At 70.5% G+C, this 15,461-nt stretch carries 15 protein-coding genes; 8 read left to right on the top strand and 7 right to left on the bottom strand.

Features of this window, described 5'->3' with window-relative positions; genetic code table 11:
* The first annotated feature begins 19 nt into the window (after positions 1-19).
* Positions 20-916, top strand: coding sequence for an SMP-30/gluconolactonase/LRE family protein (locus tag IM660_RS02725; protein ID WP_193497901.1), 897 nt, complete (start codon positions 20-22; stop codon positions 914-916).
* A gap of 90 nt (positions 917-1,006) precedes the next feature.
* On the opposite strand, the gene IM660_RS02730 is transcribed toward IM660_RS02725, so the two are convergent.
* From IM660_RS02730 to IM660_RS02750, 5 genes are all read right to left on the bottom strand, one after another.
* Positions 1,007-1,552 carry a cyclodeaminase/cyclohydrolase family protein gene (locus tag IM660_RS02730; RefSeq protein WP_193497902.1) on the bottom strand — a complete coding sequence of 182 codons (546 nt, stop codon included), beginning with the start codon at positions 1,550-1,552 and terminating at the stop codon, positions 1,007-1,009.
* Between the two features lie 5 nt (positions 1,553-1,557).
* The gene (locus tag IM660_RS02735) at positions 1,558-2,343 is read right to left on the bottom strand and encodes a cysteine hydrolase family protein (protein ID WP_193497903.1); all 786 of its coding nucleotides are present in this window, start codon (positions 2,341-2,343) and stop codon (positions 1,558-1,560) included.
* Between the two features lie 10 nt (positions 2,344-2,353).
* A complete protein-coding gene (locus IM660_RS02740) occupies positions 2,354-3,958 on the bottom strand; it encodes an amidase (RefSeq protein WP_210769064.1) in 1,605 nt (534 codons plus the stop codon).
* Between the two features lie 146 nt (positions 3,959-4,104).
* The gene (locus IM660_RS02745; RefSeq protein WP_193497904.1) at positions 4,105-4,716 is read right to left on the bottom strand and encodes a pyridoxine/pyridoxamine 5'-phosphate oxidase; all 612 of its coding nucleotides are present in this window, start codon (positions 4,714-4,716) and stop codon (positions 4,105-4,107) included.
* A gap of 99 nt (positions 4,717-4,815) precedes the next feature.
* Positions 4,816-5,439, bottom strand: a complete 624-nt coding sequence (locus IM660_RS02750; protein WP_193497905.1) for a helix-turn-helix domain-containing protein — start codon at positions 5,437-5,439, stop codon at positions 4,816-4,818.
* Between the two features lie 107 nt (positions 5,440-5,546).
* Between IM660_RS02750 and IM660_RS02755 the strand changes: the two genes are divergently transcribed.
* From IM660_RS02755 to IM660_RS02785, 7 genes are all read left to right on the top strand, one after another.
* Entirely contained in the window at positions 5,547-6,614 is a 1,068-nt protein-coding gene (locus tag IM660_RS02755) for an MBL fold metallo-hydrolase (protein ID WP_193497906.1), read from the top strand.
* Complete coding sequence (locus IM660_RS02760; RefSeq protein WP_193497907.1) at positions 6,611-8,101, top strand: amidohydrolase family protein; 1,491 nt, start codon at positions 6,611-6,613, stop codon at positions 8,099-8,101. The genes IM660_RS02755 and IM660_RS02760 overlap by 4 nt, the downstream gene beginning before the upstream one ends.
* A 3-nt stretch (positions 8,102-8,104) precedes the next feature.
* A complete protein-coding gene (locus tag IM660_RS02765; protein ID WP_193497908.1) occupies positions 8,105-8,890 on the top strand; it encodes an ABC transporter ATP-binding protein in 786 nt (261 codons plus the stop codon).
* Positions 8,887-9,915: an ABC transporter permease gene (locus tag IM660_RS02770; RefSeq protein ID WP_193497909.1), complete on the top strand. Its 1,029-nt coding sequence runs from the start codon at positions 8,887-8,889 to the stop codon at positions 9,913-9,915. The genes IM660_RS02765 and IM660_RS02770 overlap by 4 nt, the downstream gene beginning before the upstream one ends.
* Before the next feature lie 125 nt (positions 9,916-10,040).
* Positions 10,041-11,234 carry a hypothetical protein gene (locus IM660_RS02775; protein WP_193497910.1) on the top strand — a complete coding sequence of 398 codons (1,194 nt, stop codon included), beginning with the start codon at positions 10,041-10,043 and terminating at the stop codon, positions 11,232-11,234.
* A gap of 3 nt (positions 11,235-11,237) precedes the next feature.
* The gene (locus IM660_RS02780) at positions 11,238-12,590 is read left to right on the top strand and encodes an FAD-binding oxidoreductase (RefSeq protein WP_193497911.1); all 1,353 of its coding nucleotides are present in this window, start codon (positions 11,238-11,240) and stop codon (positions 12,588-12,590) included.
* Positions 12,590-13,366, top strand: coding sequence for a creatininase family protein (locus IM660_RS02785; protein ID WP_193497912.1), 777 nt, complete (start codon positions 12,590-12,592; stop codon positions 13,364-13,366). The genes IM660_RS02780 and IM660_RS02785 overlap by 1 nt, the downstream gene beginning before the upstream one ends.
* Before the next feature lie 251 nt (positions 13,367-13,617).
* On the opposite strand, the gene IM660_RS02790 is transcribed toward IM660_RS02785, so the two are convergent.
* Both IM660_RS02790 and IM660_RS02795 read right to left on the bottom strand, forming a co-directional pair.
* Complete coding sequence (locus IM660_RS02790) at positions 13,618-14,724, bottom strand: acetamidase/formamidase family protein (protein WP_193497913.1); 1,107 nt, start codon at positions 14,722-14,724, stop codon at positions 13,618-13,620.
* Positions 14,725-14,769: 45 nt separating this feature from the next.
* Positions 14,770-15,327, bottom strand: coding sequence for a flavin reductase family protein (locus tag IM660_RS02795; RefSeq protein ID WP_193497914.1), 558 nt, complete (start codon positions 15,325-15,327; stop codon positions 14,770-14,772).
* Positions 15,328-15,461: the final 134 nt, after the last annotated feature.

The raw sequence follows: 15,461 nt of genomic DNA on the forward strand, positions 1-15,461 counted from the left end.
TCTCTGCCAGGCTGTGTGCATGGTCGAACTGTTCACTGAGCCGGGCGCCGAACTGCGCCGCCTCTACACCGGCAGCGTCTGGGCAGAAGGCCCGATCTGGCTGCCCGGCCCCGCGACCGCCGGACGCGTGCGCTGGAGCGACATCCCCAACAACCGGATCCTCGAGCACGAACTGACCTCCGGGCGCACCCGCGTCTACTCCTCCGGCGCCGAGTACACCAACGGCCGCACCCGCGATCTGACCGGTGCTGTGGTGCAGTGCTCGCACGGACGGCGCGCGGTCGAACGCGACAGCATCGACGCGACCCCCGCCCCGGTCACCCTGGTGGACTCCTGGCAGGGCCACCGGTTCAACTCCCCGAACGACGTGGTGGTCGCCTCCGATGGCGCGATCTGGTTCACCGACCCGCCGTACGGGATCCTCACCAACAAGGAAGGCCGCCAGGCGCCCCAGGAGTATGGCGGCTGCTACGTCTTCCGCCTGGACGAGAGCACCGGCGAGGCAACCGCCATGGTTACCGACATGATTCACCCGAACGGGCTGGCCTTCTCACCGGACGAGTCGGTCCTGTATGTCTCCGACACCGGGGAGGGGGCGCGCCATATCCGCGCCTACGACGTGCAGATTCCCGACGGCGGATCTCCCGTGTGCGTGAACGGCCGGGTCCTGGCCACGGTCCGCCCGGGCGCCTCCGACGGATTCCGCATCGACACCGAGGGCCGCATCTGGACCTCCGCCGGCGACGGCGTGCAGATCTACTCGACCGAGGGTAATCACCTCGCCACGATCGAGGTGCCGGAGACCGTCTCCAACGTCTGCTTCGGCGGCCCCGACGGGCGGGAGCTGTTCATCACGGCCACGACAAGCCTGTATACGATCCGGGTCACCGCGACCGAGGCGCCACGGCCGGCTTGAGACACCGTTGAGGATGCGTTGATGTGGCACCCAGCGTTGATCGCGATGCAGCACTCACCCGGTGCGGCCGCGTTGAAGAGCGTGGACCTTTTAGTCGGCGCCGGCGCGCGCGACCGTCCCTGACTCCGCTGCTGCTCGCGCGCCTGAGCCCGCTGCCAGGGTCGCCGCCCCGGTGATCTCGCTGGCCCGGATCACCGCGCCGGTGAGCTCGGCCGCCACGGCGACGTCCGCCCGGACCGCGGCATTGCCGATCACCTCCAGGCGGTCCAGATCAGGCAGCAAGCGCCGCGCCGCCGCACGGCATTCGCTCACCCGCGCGTGGGCCACCTCCACGGCCAGCTCGATCGCGGCCTCCCGGTGCCGCCGTTCCACCCGGGTGGTCTCCGGCAGCCGGAACGCCTCCGCGAACCGGGCGGAGGCGCGGGCATCGGCATCGATCAACTCGGTCGCCTCCTCCTGCACGGCCTCCGCACGGGCGGCGATCGCGCGGCTCTCGTCACTGTCCGGCGCGTAGCGGGCGACCATGCCCGTCAGGGCGGCGGCCAGGGCGAGTGCGGCCGCCGTCGCGGCACCACCCCCGGGGTCGGGACGGGCGGCCCCCAGGTCCCCGAGCCATTGCGGATCGAACACGGCCATGTCGATCAGCCCTGCTCCTGTGCCGCCAGTGCCGCCTCCAGGTCGGACCCGAGAGCCGTGAACCCGAAGCACTGTCGCACGTTGTACACCGTTGCCTGCATGCAGAACTCCGGGCTCGTGGTGCCCACGCCGTCCTCCAGCATCACCACGTCATATCCCAGGTTCGCGGCATCGGTGAGCGTGGCCAGTACGCACTGGTCGGCGTTCACCCCTGCAAAGAGAAGCGTGTCCACCCGCAGATTCCGCAGGATCGAATCCAACGGTGAGTCCGGGAAGCCGCTCATCCGGTACTTGTCCACGCACACGTCCTCGGGTGCGATCTCGAGCTCGTCAACCACGGCCGCGGCCCAGGCGTCTGTGGTCAGCACCGGGCTCCCGGAGGGCGAAGCGGTCGAGCCGATGCCGCCGCCGGTGCCATCGCCGTCGTAGACGTGCCGCACCCCGGGTGGCAGGTTCGCCTGGTCGGGCCGGTTCCCCCAGTTCACCCACACCACCGGCACGCCGGCCTCGCGCAGCACCGGCAGCAGTCCGGCGATCGGCGCGATCGGCTCGCGGGCACCACTGATGTCCACGCCAATCCCAGCCAGCCACCCCTGCGGGTGGCAGAAGTCGTTCTGCATGTCCACCACCACGACGGCGGTCCTCGCCAGGTCCAGCACGAGCCGTTGCGGATGGGCCGCCACGGTGAGCGGCCGTTCCGGCCGCGGTGGGCGCCGCAGGTCGACGGCGTCCGGGGAGAGCCCCCACCGGTTGCGCTCGAGTGCCGGTGCAGGCGGTGCTGTCGTCGTCATCGTGTCCTTCTCATCGGTCCAGCATGTCGAGCAGGCTCAGGTCACTGCCGGGCGGCCCGATCAGGGAGAGCCCGGCAGGCAACGGCCCCACGCGCGGCGTCGGTGCGCTCACCTGGGGGAAGCCGGCCAGCGAGGCCAGGCACGTCAGCCGCAGCGTTCCGGCGCGGGCGGTGGCGATCTCCTCCTCGCTCGCATCCCGCACCGGAGCGGGAGCCGAGGTGGTGGGCAGCGCAAGAGCGGCGTCGTCGAGCAGGTCGCGCAACTGGTCGCGCGCGTGGTCGAGCACCGTGCGGGCGGAGGTGACGGCTTGGGCGCTCACCTGTGCACCGGTCCGGAAGCGTTCACGCACCGCCGGATCGAGCGATTCGCCATGGTGGGAGACGAACCCGCCGTGCATCGCCCAGGCCTCCGCCTGCTGCACGATACGGAAGGCGGTGAACCAGGTTTCCAGCTCCTCCGGGTCGAGATGCACCTGGCTGACGTCGGCGGGGATGGCCCGGAGTGCGGCGATCGTCGCGGTTTGCGTCTCCTGCTCGGCCAGGGCCAGGAGCGCCGGGGCGAAGATCAGGCGGGTCACGGCGGTGGGGGCGGAGGTGGGCAGCAGTGCGGCCGACGCGGCGCGCAGGGTGGCGATGTCACGGGTGAGCACGCCCACGGTGTCGAAGGACGGGGCGAGGCCGAGTAGGCCACGGCGCGGGACGTCGTCGTGGGTGGTGCGCAGGCCGTACAGGCCGCAGTAGGCGGCCGGCACCCGGATCGAGCCGGCGGTGTCCGTGCCGAGCCCGATGGTGGCGGCGCCGGTGGCCACGGCGGCGGCCGGTCCGCTGGTGGAACCGCCGGGGATGCGGCCGGGAGCGGCGGGGTTGGGGGGCGTGCCGTAGTGGATGTTGGTGCCGGCGAGGGAGAACGCCAGCTCGTCGGTGTGGGCGATGCCGATCACGTCCGCCCCGGCTTGCGTGAGCAGCTCCACGGCCGCCGCATGGCGCTGTTCCGTCGGTGCCTGGGCGAGCCAGGCCGGCGTGCCGCCGCCGATCTGCTGCCCGGCGATGGCGAACAGATCCTTGACGGCGACGCTCGCCCCGGTCAGGGGTCCTCCGGGCCTGCCTGAGACGAGCGGGGACGATCCGGGTGGAACCCGCCAGATAGTCGAGTCGGAGCCGGAGAGCAGGCGGATCGTCGCAGCGCGCCACTCTTCGCCTGGGCCGTCACTAGAGACGTGGGCGGCGGTGACCTGCCACCGGCCCTCCAGGAGCTCCCAGACCTGCGTCTGCACCCCGGTCGAACCCGTGGGGCGAATGGACTCGGCCACCACCAGCGTGCACCCGGGGCCGAGGTTGCGTAGGTGCACGCGTGTCAGTCGCCGTTGGGGTGCCCCGCCGCGGGCGGCGCGCATCCGGGCGATGTGCGCGTGACCGACCAGGGTGGCGCCGCCGGTGGAGCGCAGTGTGGTGGTGCTCGCGGCGAAGAGGTCGTCCAGTGCGGCGACGTCGTCGGCCATCAACGCAGTCTCGTAGCGCCAGAACGCGCGCTCCAGCTCCCGGTCGGGCCAGGCTGGGTTTGGTCCGAGGGGCTCCTCGAGGGGGCTGGGTGGGTCGGCAATCATGGTGGTGCTCACCTTCCCGACGCTAACCCCGGGTGTTGACCGGGCGAACATCGGATACGAAGTTCTTACCTGCGTGAAACACCCGGCGGCGCGACTGACACAGCTGCGTGGGGTGCGGGCTCATGCTGCCGCAGACCGACGGATCCGTGTCGAGCCGATCAGGGCAGGGTGTCCACGACGCGCCAGGCATCCGCGCCGTCCGGCCGGGTGAAGCGGGTCTTGGTCGGGGGTGTGTCCTCGGTGCCGGCCTGCCAGAAGTCGATCCGCCGGGGTGAGAGCTCCAGCGTGGTCCAACCGGCGGGCCGGGTCAGCGGTTCACGCGAGGCCGCCGCATCGAAGCGCTCCCGGATCCGGGTCTGATCGATTTCCCCGTCCGTTCCGGGCTCCTGGGTCGCGAGATCCTGATAGGCCCAGGCCACGAGCTGCAGTTGCCGGGGCCGGGTGGGGTAGGCAGCGTCGGAGACCTCGGCCGGGAGCTCGCGGGCGGTACCGGTCAGGATCACCTGCCGGCCGAGGGCCGGCCAGTGGAAGACGGCGCTGACGCGGGGGTTGGCGGCGATGTCCTCGGTCTTGCTGGTCGGGGTCGAGGAGTGGAACCGCAGGCCTTGGTGGCCGATCTGGGTCACCAGCACCGTCCTGGCGTGCGGGGCGCCCGCGGCATCGGCGGTCGCGAGCGTCATCGTGCTCGGAAGGGGAAGGCCGGCGGCATCGGCTTCGGCGACCCAGCGGTCGAGGATCGGTAGCGGGGCGCCGGTGAGGTTCTCGGGCACGTGCTCTCCTTGGATGCAGGGGGGTGAGGGAATGCTCAGGTGCAGGGGAGTGCCCCGCACGTGCCGGCGTGTGGTCCGGATGTGGGGCCAGGTCGTTCGTCAGGCGCTCTTGGGGCCGTCCGGTGTGTGCACCACCAGCACCACGCTCGGGTCCGGCCCGTGCCGGCGGAACCTGTGATCGGTCTCGCCGGCATAGCCGATCGAGTCCCGCGGGCCGAGGGTGGTGATGGTGGAGATGCCTTGATCGTCGAGGATCTCCACGTCGATCGAGCCGGAGACCACGTAGAGCAGCTCGTGGCGGGAGTGGCGGAAGAAGTCCTCGAACTGGGGCGGTGCGCCGAGGAACTCGGTGACCCCGGTGCCGCTGGGTGTCTGCATCAGCAGCCGTGCCCCTCCGGAGTCGACATCGACCAGCGGCGCCGCGCTGCCGCGTTGCACCTCGTCCGAGGGTGGCCGTGCGGCGGCCAGCAACTCCTGTTGCGTGGTGCCCAGCGCCTGCGCGATCTGGAACAGCGAACGCATCGACGGCCGGGCGCGGCCGTGCTCGAGCTGAGACAGAAACGGGTGGGAGAGGCCGCTGGCGGCGCCGACCTGCACGAGGGTCATCCCGCGCTCCTTCCGTGCGGTGCGGATGGCGGCACCGAGCAGCACGTCGGCTTCCGACTGTTTCGTCGGTTGTCTCCTGCGCGTTCTGCGCGGGCTCTTCGGCGCGGTGGTCGTCATGTTCACACATCCGGTGCTGATCGGTTACGCCAGCGAAATAGTCGCTGCTTACGTTGCTCGATGTTACCCACATCAACATTTCGAGTCGGAAGCACCCGGGAGGTGGCATGCAGGTTCAGACAACCAGCTCGTGCGTCGAGGCGATGAGCGGCTGGTATCCGGCCGGCTCGGCGGACGTGTCGAGTTCAGGAGCCGGCACCCCTCGTGGCCACCGCACCCACCCCGCCGTGATCCCCGAGCCGGAGGACCAGATCGCGATGTCCCGACCTGCCGGCCACGCCCGTGCCGCCGACTGGTTCGACGTCCGCGACCTCGGGGGCGGGCAGCTGATCGCCGAACCCGGCCACGTCAACAGCTATCTCCTCACCGGCCGCGAACGCGCCCTTCTCATCGACTCCGGGATGGGCATCGCGCCGATCAGCGAGATCGTCGCTGATCTGACGACGCTGCCGGTGCTGGTGGTCTCCACCCATGCGCACGCCGATCACCGCGGCGGCCACGCCGACCTCGCCCGCGCCCACCGGGAGGGCCGACTGGAGGTGGCGGGATTCGCCGCGCACCCTTCCTCCCAGCTCGTGGAGGTCGACGCCGCCTTCCTGGCCCGTTACGCCCGGGTCATGCGCGAGGTCGTGGCCGAGCACCACACGCTGCGCGAGATCGACGACCAGTCCTTCTTCGCTCTCGCCGGCCTGCCGCGCATGCGGGACCTACCCGACCTGCGTCGCTGGCAGATCCCCGCGACCCCAGCCAGCGTCCCCCTCGCTGACAGGCAGCGGATCGACCTCGGTGGCCGCATCGTGACGATCCTGCACACACCCGGCCACGCACCGGACGCCCTGAGCGTCTGGGAGGAAGCCACCGGCACCCTTGTCACCGGCGACACGGTCCTCAGTGCCGCTCATTGGTTGCACGGATCTGAGGCCGATCTGACGGCGTTCGCGGCCTCAACGGCCCGCCTCGCCGCCCTCGGGGCACAGCGGGCGCTGGTCGCGCACAATCTGCGTCCGGAGATGCCCGGTACTCACGTCCGGAACGTGGCCGCGGCCGCCGAGGCCGTTCTGGACGGCGTCACTCGCCCCGTGCCGGGGCGTGACCTGCTCGGGGGTCGGGCCTGGCGGCACGAGCACGACGGCGTCGTGATCCTGACCGATGCGACGTCCGGAGGGCCACGATGACCGGCCCTGCAACCGGCCCAGTCTCGTTGGGTGCCCCCGACGCATGGGCGGACCTCACCGGCACCGTGGTCACAAGCCTGTGCGGAGTACGTCTGCTCGACGGCACGATCGCCGACCTCACCCTCGCTGGCGGCACGATCACCGCGGTCACACGTGCCGGCGCCGGGCCTGAGGCGACGACTGGGCGCGGTGCAGCCACAGCGGCCAGCGGCACGCGTGATGCCCCCGGTGCCCCCGGTGCCCCCGGTGCACTCGGTGCACTCGGAGCGGTCGAGTCGACCGGAGTTCTCGACGCCACCGGTTGGCGGTTCGTCCCGGCCGCGAGCGAACCCCACGCTCACCTCGACAAGGCGCTGACGGCGAACCGGATCCCGCCCGGGACCGGGCACGACCTGGTCGGGGCAATCGACGCCTGGCGGTCCATCACCCCGACCATTGACGCCGGTGACATCACTACCCGCGCACGGGCCACCGTCGGGCGCTATCTCGCCCGCGGCATCACCACGGTGCGCACGCACGTGGACGTTCACATGACGGGCGACCCGCTGCGCGGGGTGGACGCCCTGGTGGCCCTGCGCGAACAGCTACGTGGGACGCTCACGCTGCAGGTGTGCCTGCTCGCGGGTGAGCATGCCCCGGACGCGGTGGTCGCCGAGGCTGTCGACCACGGCATCGACGTGATCGGTGGCTGCCCGCACCTGGCCAGCGACCCGCGGCACGAGACCACCCGCATGCTCGACCTCGCCGAACGGACCGGCCTGCCCGTCGACCTGCACACCGACGAGCAGACCACCCTCGACGAAAGAAGCGGCGTTCCTGACATAGCCGACCTCGCCCAGCAGGTGCTCGCCCGAGGGCTGATCCAGCGCGTCACCGCCAGCCACTGCGTGCGCCTGGGCTCCCTGCCCCCGGCGGATCTCGCCCCCGTGCTCGACGTGGTGGCGCGCGCGGGCCTGGGAATCGTCACCCTCCCGATCACCAACCTCTACCTCCAGGGCTGGCATGACACCCGCCTCATACCCCGCGGGATCGCCCCGCTGCGGGCGATCCTCGATGCGGGCATCGACCTGGCCGCCGGGGCAGACAATCTGCGCGACCCGTTCAACCCGGTTGGGCGGGCCGACCCCTTCGAGACGACCTCGTTGCTTGTGAGCGCCGGGCACCTGCGCCCGGAGGAGGCGCTTGCGGCGGTCACCACGTCCGCCCGGACCGTGCTCGGTCTGCCGCCGGTGGGCGCCACACCCGGTGCGGCCGCCGACTTCCTGCTGGTGCCCGATGCCGACCTCGGGGAGGTGATCGCAGGCGGGACCACCGCGCGCGTCGTGGTCTCCGGAGGCCGGGTAGTCGCCGACACCCGGGTGCGCAGCTCCCTCGATCACCCTGCCCTCGACCCCACAGAGTCCAGACCTCGCGGTGCCACGGCCACGGCACCCACGACGACCCCGTCATCCACCCCCACTCGTCGCCCCACCCCGATCGGAAGGTGACCCATGACTGCCCCGACCGCTTCCGCCCCCGCTCCCACCGCCTCACAACCGGACTCCATGACCCGCACCCTGGTGCTCGACGGCGTCTCCAAGCAGTTCGCCACCGGCACCGTGGCGCTCACCGACGTCGACCTGCACCTGCGCTCCGGGGACTTCGTCTCGGTGGTCGGCCCCTCCGGCTGCGGCAAGTCCACGCTGCTACGACTGGCCTCCGGGCTTGACGACGTCACCGAGGGCACCGTCGAGGTCAACGCCCACGCCACCAGCTACGTCTTCCAGGAAGCGACACTGCTGGAGTGGCGTACCGCCGCCAAGAACGTCGAACTGGCTGACGAACTGCGCGGACTGCCGACCTCCCAACGTCGCTCCAGAGCCCAGGAGGTCCTCGATCTCGTGGGCCTGACGGGCTTCGAGAAGCAGTTCCCCCGCCAGCTCTCCGGCGGTATGCGCATGCGCGTCTCCATCGCCCGGGCGCTGGTGACCGACCCTGATCTGGCGCTCTTCGACGAACCCTTCGGCGCACTCGACGAGATCACCCGGCTGCGCATGCAGACCGAACTCCAGCGGATCTTCCAGCTGAAGAAGTTCGCCGGCCTGTTCATCACCCACTCCGTCTCCGAAGCCGTGTACCTGTCCACCCGCGTGATCGTGATGAGCGGACGGCCCGGTCAGGTCGTCGCCGATATCCCCATCCCCTGGGATTACCCCCGCCCGCCGGAGCTGCGCTACTCATCCGAGTTCGCCGCCCTCACCGGCGAGGTCTCCACCGCACTGGGAGAGCACTCATGACCGCCACCCACGCACGTACCCAGCACACCGCAGCCCAGCATCCACCAGCCCAGCACGTACCAGCCACTCAGCCGGCCGACCGGCCGGAGCCGTCCACCGAGACCGGGCAGACAAGCCAGAGTCCGGCCAGCAACGATCGCCCCGTCGGCATTCCGGGCCCGGCCACGCGCCCCAGCGCTCCCGAGGTGGAGGCGCGCACTCTCGGCACGGCACCCGCGACCGCTGTCACCGGACCTCCCCGGTGGCGAGCCGCGCTCGGCAAGGCGGCTCCGATCCTGCTTGCCCTCGCCGGGATCGCGGCCATCTGGTACCTCGTCTCCTACCTGCTGCTGCCGGCCGAGCAGCGGTTCCTGCTCCCGCCTCCGCACGAGGCGTTCGGGAACACGGCCACGAACCCGGCGGTGATGACTCCGATGCTCGAGGCGCTCGGGCGCAGTGTGTCGGTGGCGATGGTCGGGCTGGTGATCGCGGTCGCCGTCGGGATCGCCTACGCCGTGCTGATGTCCTCGGCCGGGTGGGCCGAACGGATTCTCTATCCCTACGCCGTCATCCTGCAGACCATCCCCATCCTCGCCCTGGTGCCGCTCATCGGCATCTGGTTCGGCTACGGCCTCGGTGCTCGGGTGATCGTGTGCGTGATCATCGCGTTGTTCCCGATGATCTCCAACACCCTGTTCGGGCTGCAGTCGGCCAGTGCCGCCAGCCACGACCTGTTCACTCTGAACAAGGCCACGGCACTGCAGCGCCTGACCAAGCTGAAGTTCCCCGCCGCCCTGCCCGCCATCTTCACCGGGCTGCGCAATGCGGCCGGGCTGTCGGTGATCGGCGCACTGGTCGGCGACTACTTCTTCCAGCAGGGCCCCGTGGGCATCGGCGGACTACTGCGCACCTACACGCTGCGGATCCAGATGGACGCCCTGTTCACCGCTATCGCGCTGACGGCCGTGTTCGGCGTGGCGGTCTTCACGCTCTTCGCCGTGCTGGACCGGCTCGTGATTGGCCGTTGGTACGGCCAGCGGCAGTAACCAGCCGGCGACGGCGCAGCACGCGCCCCGCACCAGCCTCACCTGTTCCCGGCCTACCCGGGCGCGACCGCCCCGGGTAGCCGCACACCCCCAACCCCCGTCCCTCCTCCGAAAGAGAGATCCCCATGAAGCGACACCTCCTCCTGTCTGCGACCACCGCGGCCGGCCTGCTCGTCCTCACCGCCTGCAGCGGCAGCAGCGACGCCACCGAACCCAGTGACACCGGTTCCGGGGACGTAGCCGCCGGCACCACCGCAGCCGAGGCGGGCAGTGCACTCGATCTGGCGGGCGTGTGCCCGGCCACCGTGGTCATGCAGCAGGACTGGCAGCCCGAGGCCGAGCACGGCGCCATGTATCAGCTGGTGGGGCCCGACTACGAGATCGACACCGACAACAAGTCAGTCAGCGGTTCACTCGTGGTCGACGGCACCGACACCGGGGTCGACATCGAGGTGCGGCCGGGCGGCCCGAACGTCGGATTCCAGCCCGTTCCGGCGTTGATGTACCTGGATGAAGACATCACCTTCGGTGCGGTCAACACCGATGCGGCCATCGCCGCGCACGAGGCGCAACCCACCGTGGCGGTCACCTCGCAGATGACCCATAGCCCCCAGATCCTCATGTGGGACCCCGAGACCTATCCGGGTGCGACCACCATCGAAGAGGTCACCAGTCAGGGAGCTGTGGTGGTCACCTCCGGCGACGTGATCCCGGCGCTGCTCGCCGAGACCGTCGGTTTCGACCTGGCTCAGTCCGACACCAGCTACGAGGGCACCCCGGCTCGGTTCGTCTCCGACACCACGATCATGCAGCAGGGCTTCGCCACCGCCGAGCCCTACATCTACGAGAACGAGATCGCCGAATGGGGCCGCCCGGTGGGCTACCAGCTGATGAGCGAGGTCGGGTTCTCGATCTACCCCGAGCCGCTGGCCGTGCGCGCCGACAAGCTGGAGGAGCTCTCGCCCTGCCTGGAGCTGCTGGTGCCGATCATGCAGCAGTCACAGATCGACTATCTGGCCGACCCGGAGCCCACGAACGAGCTGATCGTCGAGCTCGTGGAGGCCTACGACCTCTCCTGGACCTACTCCGCCGGGGTCGCGGCCTTCTCCGCGCAGGCTCAGCTGGACGAAGGGATCGTCACCGACGATCCGGCATCCGGCGTCTTCGGTCAGCTCGACCCCGACCGGATGGCGGAGATCGTCGACACCTTCGCCCCGTTGCTGGAGGCGCAGGGCACCATCACCGACGCCGGAGCGGTGGACCCCGAGGCGTTGTACACGAACGAGTTCATCGACACCTCGATCTCGATGGGGGAGTGACACATGACGGAGCGCACCATCGCCGAGCGCACCGCACGACTCGCCGGCCTCCTCGCCCTCGAGCTGGGACCGGACGCCGTTTCCACCGATCCCGAACTGGTCCGGAAGGTCTCCTCGGACTGGTCGAAGATGTCGCCGATCCTGGCCGAGAAGGTGCCCGCCGGGCGCTACCTGGCTGACCTGGTGGTCCGGCCCAGCACACCGGAGGAGGTGCCGGTCATCCTGGCGCTCGCCTACGACGCCCGTGTTCCGGTCACCCCCCGGGGTGCCGGGACCGGGAACTACGGGCAACTGACCCCCTTCGACGGCGGGATCACCCTCGACCTGCGGGGGCTGGACCACATCGCCGTGGAGGGCGACCTGGTCCGGGCCGGAGCGGGTGCCAAGCTCACTGCCATCGACGTCGCGGGCCGGGCGGCCGGGCGCGATATCTGGATGTTCCCCTCCACCAAGGGCTCCACCATCGGCGGCTTCCTCGGTGGCGGCAGCGCCGGCACCGGCACGATCGCCCGGGGGACCACCGGCGATGGCTGGGTGGAGTCACTGACCGTGGCGCCGATGGACGGCAGCGGACGCTCCGTCGTCGTGACGGGCGACGAAACCCAGGCCTATATTCACGCCTACGGGGTGACGGGTGTGATCACCGAGGCGGTCGTGCGCACCGACCCTGCCCGGGAGTGGGTGGCGATATACGCAGCGCTGCCCACCTATGAGGCTCTGGTCTCGGTGCACCGGTCCCTCCTGGACCTGCCGGTCCTGCCGCGGCTGGCTTCCGGGGACGAACCGGCTTTGGTGGCCACGCTGCCCGCGGACGTCGAGCTGGATCCGGCCTCCTACAGTCTGCGGGTGATCGCCGAGGTCTCCACGGTCTCGGAGATCAGCCGCCGTGTCGGGGCCGCCGGGGGAGAGGTGGTCGGTGTGCTGGAGGACTATGCCGCGACCGACAAGCTCTCCTCCCAGTCCTACAACCACCCGATCTACTACTGGCAGCAGGCTGTGGGTGAACCCACCTGCTTCCACCTGGAGACCGGGGGGACGGTCCTGTGGGACGACCCGGACGCCGTCCGGGCGGTCTACGGGCCGAGCACCAGGCTGCACCTGGAACTCATGGGCAGCCAGCCGCTGGCGATGGTGGTGGCCGACTACGAGAGCGAGGAGCAGGTGCTCGCTGGTATCCCGCGGCTGGAGGCGGCGGGACTCGGGGTGCACTCCCCGCACCAGTGGTACGTCGACCGCAACGTGGAGTTGGTGCTCGAGACGGTGAAGCGCACCGACCCGCGTGGCCTGCTCAATCCCGGCAAGCTGGACACCTCGCTCGCCCGGCCCGACACACGCACCACGATCGGAGCCCGCTGATGCCGGCACCCCGCTTCGTCGACCTGACGTTCCCCGAGGTCGCCGAGCTGCCCGAGGGCACGGTCGCGGTCCTCCCGCTCGGGGCGATCGAGCAGCACGGCCCGCACTTGCCGGTTTCGACCGACTACGTCACCGCCACCTCGGCCGCTGAAGCAGCGGTGGCCGAGGTGGCCGAGGCCGGCGCGGCGCCGGTGGTGCTGCTGGAGGGCCTGGCCTACACCAAGTCCGATGAGCACCACTGGGCGCCGGGCACGATCTGGCTCTCGTGGGACACGCTCATGCGCACTCTGGTGGACATCGGGCGCTCGCTGCAGACCTCCGGGATCACCCGGTTGGTGTTCGTCAACGGGCACGGCGGGAACTCAGCACTGGGGCAGGTGACGTGCCGGGAACTGCGGCGCCAGTTCGGGCTGGCGACGTTCTTCGCGCACCTGTCCGTGCCGGGGGACCAGGTGCGGGACGTGTCGAACCCGCACGAGCTGGGCCTGGGCATCCATGGCGGGCACAGCGAGACGTCCCTGATGCTGCACCTGCGCCCGGACCTGGTGAAGATGGACCGCGCCGTGCGGCGGGTGCCCGAACAGTTGACCGCCTATGAGCAGATCGGGTTCGGCAAGCCCGTCAGCTTCGGGTGGCTCTCGGACGATTTCGGGCCCGACGGGCACATCGGCGACCCGACTACGGCTACTGCCGACGCCGGCAAGGTGCTGTTCGAGGCCGGAGTGCAGCGATTGGCTGCCGCGATCGTCGAGGCGAGTACCTTCCGGGTGCGGTGAGGGGCGGGCCGGACCGCACCGTGGGCGAGAACGCGAGCCCCTGCCAGAGCCTCGCCCCTGAACCGAACACCGACCGGAACCTCGCCCCGGGTGAGGTTCCGGTCGGTGTGGGGCCGTTCACAGCGGCACCGCCTCGCTCCGTGCTCGCTCGACGACAGGGCTCCCCGTCTCACGTGCCTGGATGACGGTCGCCGCCGGCCCGCTGCTGTGGTCAACCCTCGTGGGTGTGCGATCCCGAGTGGTCCAGGGCCTCAGAGCTCGGCCAGATCGGCCTTCCGGATCTTTCCGTGCACGCCGCACACCCGGTCCACCACCTGCGAGACGGCGAAGTCCCCTGCCGCCGAGAGGTAGGCGTAGGCGTGCGCGGTATCCATCCCGCGGCCAGTCAACAACGTCAGCGCCGAGCGCACGCACGCCCGCATCGCCTCGTCCAGATCGGCATCCAGCCCCACGGGCACCAGCAGCTCCGGCGTCTCGGCCCAGATCATCGGCGGGTGCGGCAAGGACTCAGCCGGGATCACCTCGAAGCGGAGCCGTGCACGCAACGGCGCCTCGAACGCCGTCAGTGCCACCTCGCCGTCCCCCTGCGCGAAGTGTGGATCGCCCACGTATGCCAGCGCGCCGGGCACCTGCACCGGCAGGTAGAGCGTCGACCCGGCCGTGAGCAGGGAGATGTCCAGGTTGCCGCCGTGCGGTCCAGGCGGCACTGAATGCGCGCGCTCCGACCCGGCCGTCGCTACCCCCATCGTGCCGAGGAACGGGCGGAGAGGGAAGCGCACCGTGGCCTCGCTCCGGGCGCTGGCTGCCATATGGCCGTACGCCGTCGTCGTCGCGTCGCCTGAACCCCCGGGGCCCGTCCAGCACGGCACCGAGACGACGTCCTCACCCCCGGCCGGGAGTTCCTCCGGCAGCGCACCGCGCCCGTGCCGGTTGGAGACCAGCCCGTAGTCGCAGCGCAGCGCCAGATCCAGCACGGTGATCGCCAGCACGTCCCCGGGCCGGGCTCCCCGCACGTGTACCGGACCGGTCACCACGTGCGGACCCTGGGTCGCAGGGTCGTGCGGCACCATCGCCGCGATCTCGACCGCATCGGTCAGCACCCGCTCCGCCGGCACGCCCAGGCCTGCGAAGTAGGCGAGCGGGTCGCGCCCCTGATCCTCCAGGATTCCCTCGTGCGAGACGGTATCGATCACCAGCTCCTCGCCCCGGTTGACCTCGACGACGGCCCTGTCAGTCCCGCACGGCAACTCGCCCCACAGCACGGTCGCCGGGGTTGCCGGCAGGTAGCCCGGGCGTGGTGAGTCCGGTTGCAGGACGGGAGGGCCGCCGTCGGGAATCCGGATGGACGGGGTGGTCATGGCGGGTGGGGAGGCGGGCATCCGCGTTCTCTCCGTCAGACTGGGTCAGGGTAGACGAGGCAGGCGGTGGAATGCCCGGTCGCCGTAGGCAAGCATGGACTGCGCGGTCCCGGGGGTACCTGCGCTGCCCGGGCTGGCGTGCACGGCCCCGACGGCGCCCACAATCAGCAGGTGGTCACCGGCCTCGGTGGTGGAGTTGATCGTGCACTCCACGGCATGCGCGGCGTGCCGGTCCAGCCACGGCAGCCCCGTCCCAGTGCGGGTGTAGCCGGTGCGGTCGAACTTGTCGATGGCGCGCGAGGCGAAGACGGCGGCGGCCTCCTCGGCGTCGCCGTGCAGGATGTTCGCCACGAACGCGCCGCGTTGCAGTAGCACCGGTAGCGTGCGGGCGCGCAGATCGATGCAGAGCCCGAACATCGGAGGGGTCACCGAGACCGAGAATCCGGTGCTGACCGTCAGCCCGCTGGGGGTGCCCTCGGAGTCTGCGGTGGTGATCACGCAGACTCCGGCCGGGAGGGTGGACATCGCCCGGCGGAACTGGGCGCTCCGCTCCTGAGTCTCGTGGCTGTCTACGTGGTGTGCCGGCCGGGCTGTCACGGTCATATCCCGTCCTCTCTGTCACTGACTCATCGTCGATGCGACGATCGCGAATGTTGATGTGATCAACATTGAGACTAGGGACCGGATGTTTCGCCCGCGTGACGGCAGCGCAATCTTCCGGTGACACGCGCGGCGGA

Source organism: Ruania alkalisoli (assembly GCF_014960965.1).
GTDB lineage: Bacteria > Actinomycetota > Actinomycetes > Actinomycetales > Beutenbergiaceae > Ruania > Ruania alkalisoli.

Coding starts and splice junctions, on each gene's coding strand:
- IM660_RS02730 (WP_193497902.1), bottom strand. CDS start 1,552: ATGGCCGTGTTCGATCCGCAATGGCTCGGGGACCTGGGGGCCGCCCGT.
- IM660_RS02735 (WP_193497903.1), bottom strand. CDS start 2,343: ATGACGACGACAGCACCGCCTGCACCGGCACTCGAGCGCAACCGGTGG.
- IM660_RS02770 (WP_193497909.1), top strand. CDS start 8,887: ATGACCGCCACCCACGCACGTACCCAGCACACCGCAGCCCAGCATCCA.
- IM660_RS02785 (WP_193497912.1), top strand. CDS start 12,590: ATGCCGGCACCCCGCTTCGTCGACCTGACGTTCCCCGAGGTCGCCGAG.
- IM660_RS02780 (WP_193497911.1), top strand. CDS start 11,238: ATGACGGAGCGCACCATCGCCGAGCGCACCGCACGACTCGCCGGCCTC.
- IM660_RS02775 (WP_193497910.1), top strand. CDS start 10,041: ATGAAGCGACACCTCCTCCTGTCTGCGACCACCGCGGCCGGCCTGCTC.
- IM660_RS02765 (WP_193497908.1), top strand. CDS start 8,105: ATGACTGCCCCGACCGCTTCCGCCCCCGCTCCCACCGCCTCACAACCG.
- IM660_RS02725 (WP_193497901.1), top strand. CDS start 20: ATGGTCGAACTGTTCACTGAGCCGGGCGCCGAACTGCGCCGCCTCTAC.
- IM660_RS02760 (WP_193497907.1), top strand. CDS start 6,611: ATGACCGGCCCTGCAACCGGCCCAGTCTCGTTGGGTGCCCCCGACGCA.
- IM660_RS02755 (WP_193497906.1), top strand. CDS start 5,547: ATGCAGGTTCAGACAACCAGCTCGTGCGTCGAGGCGATGAGCGGCTGG.
- IM660_RS02790 (WP_193497913.1), bottom strand. CDS start 14,724: ATGACCACCCCGTCCATCCGGATTCCCGACGGCGGCCCTCCCGTCCTG.
- IM660_RS02750 (WP_193497905.1), bottom strand. CDS start 5,439: ATGACGACCACCGCGCCGAAGAGCCCGCGCAGAACGCGCAGGAGACAA.
- IM660_RS02795 (WP_193497914.1), bottom strand. CDS start 15,327: ATGACCGTGACAGCCCGGCCGGCACACCACGTAGACAGCCACGAGACT.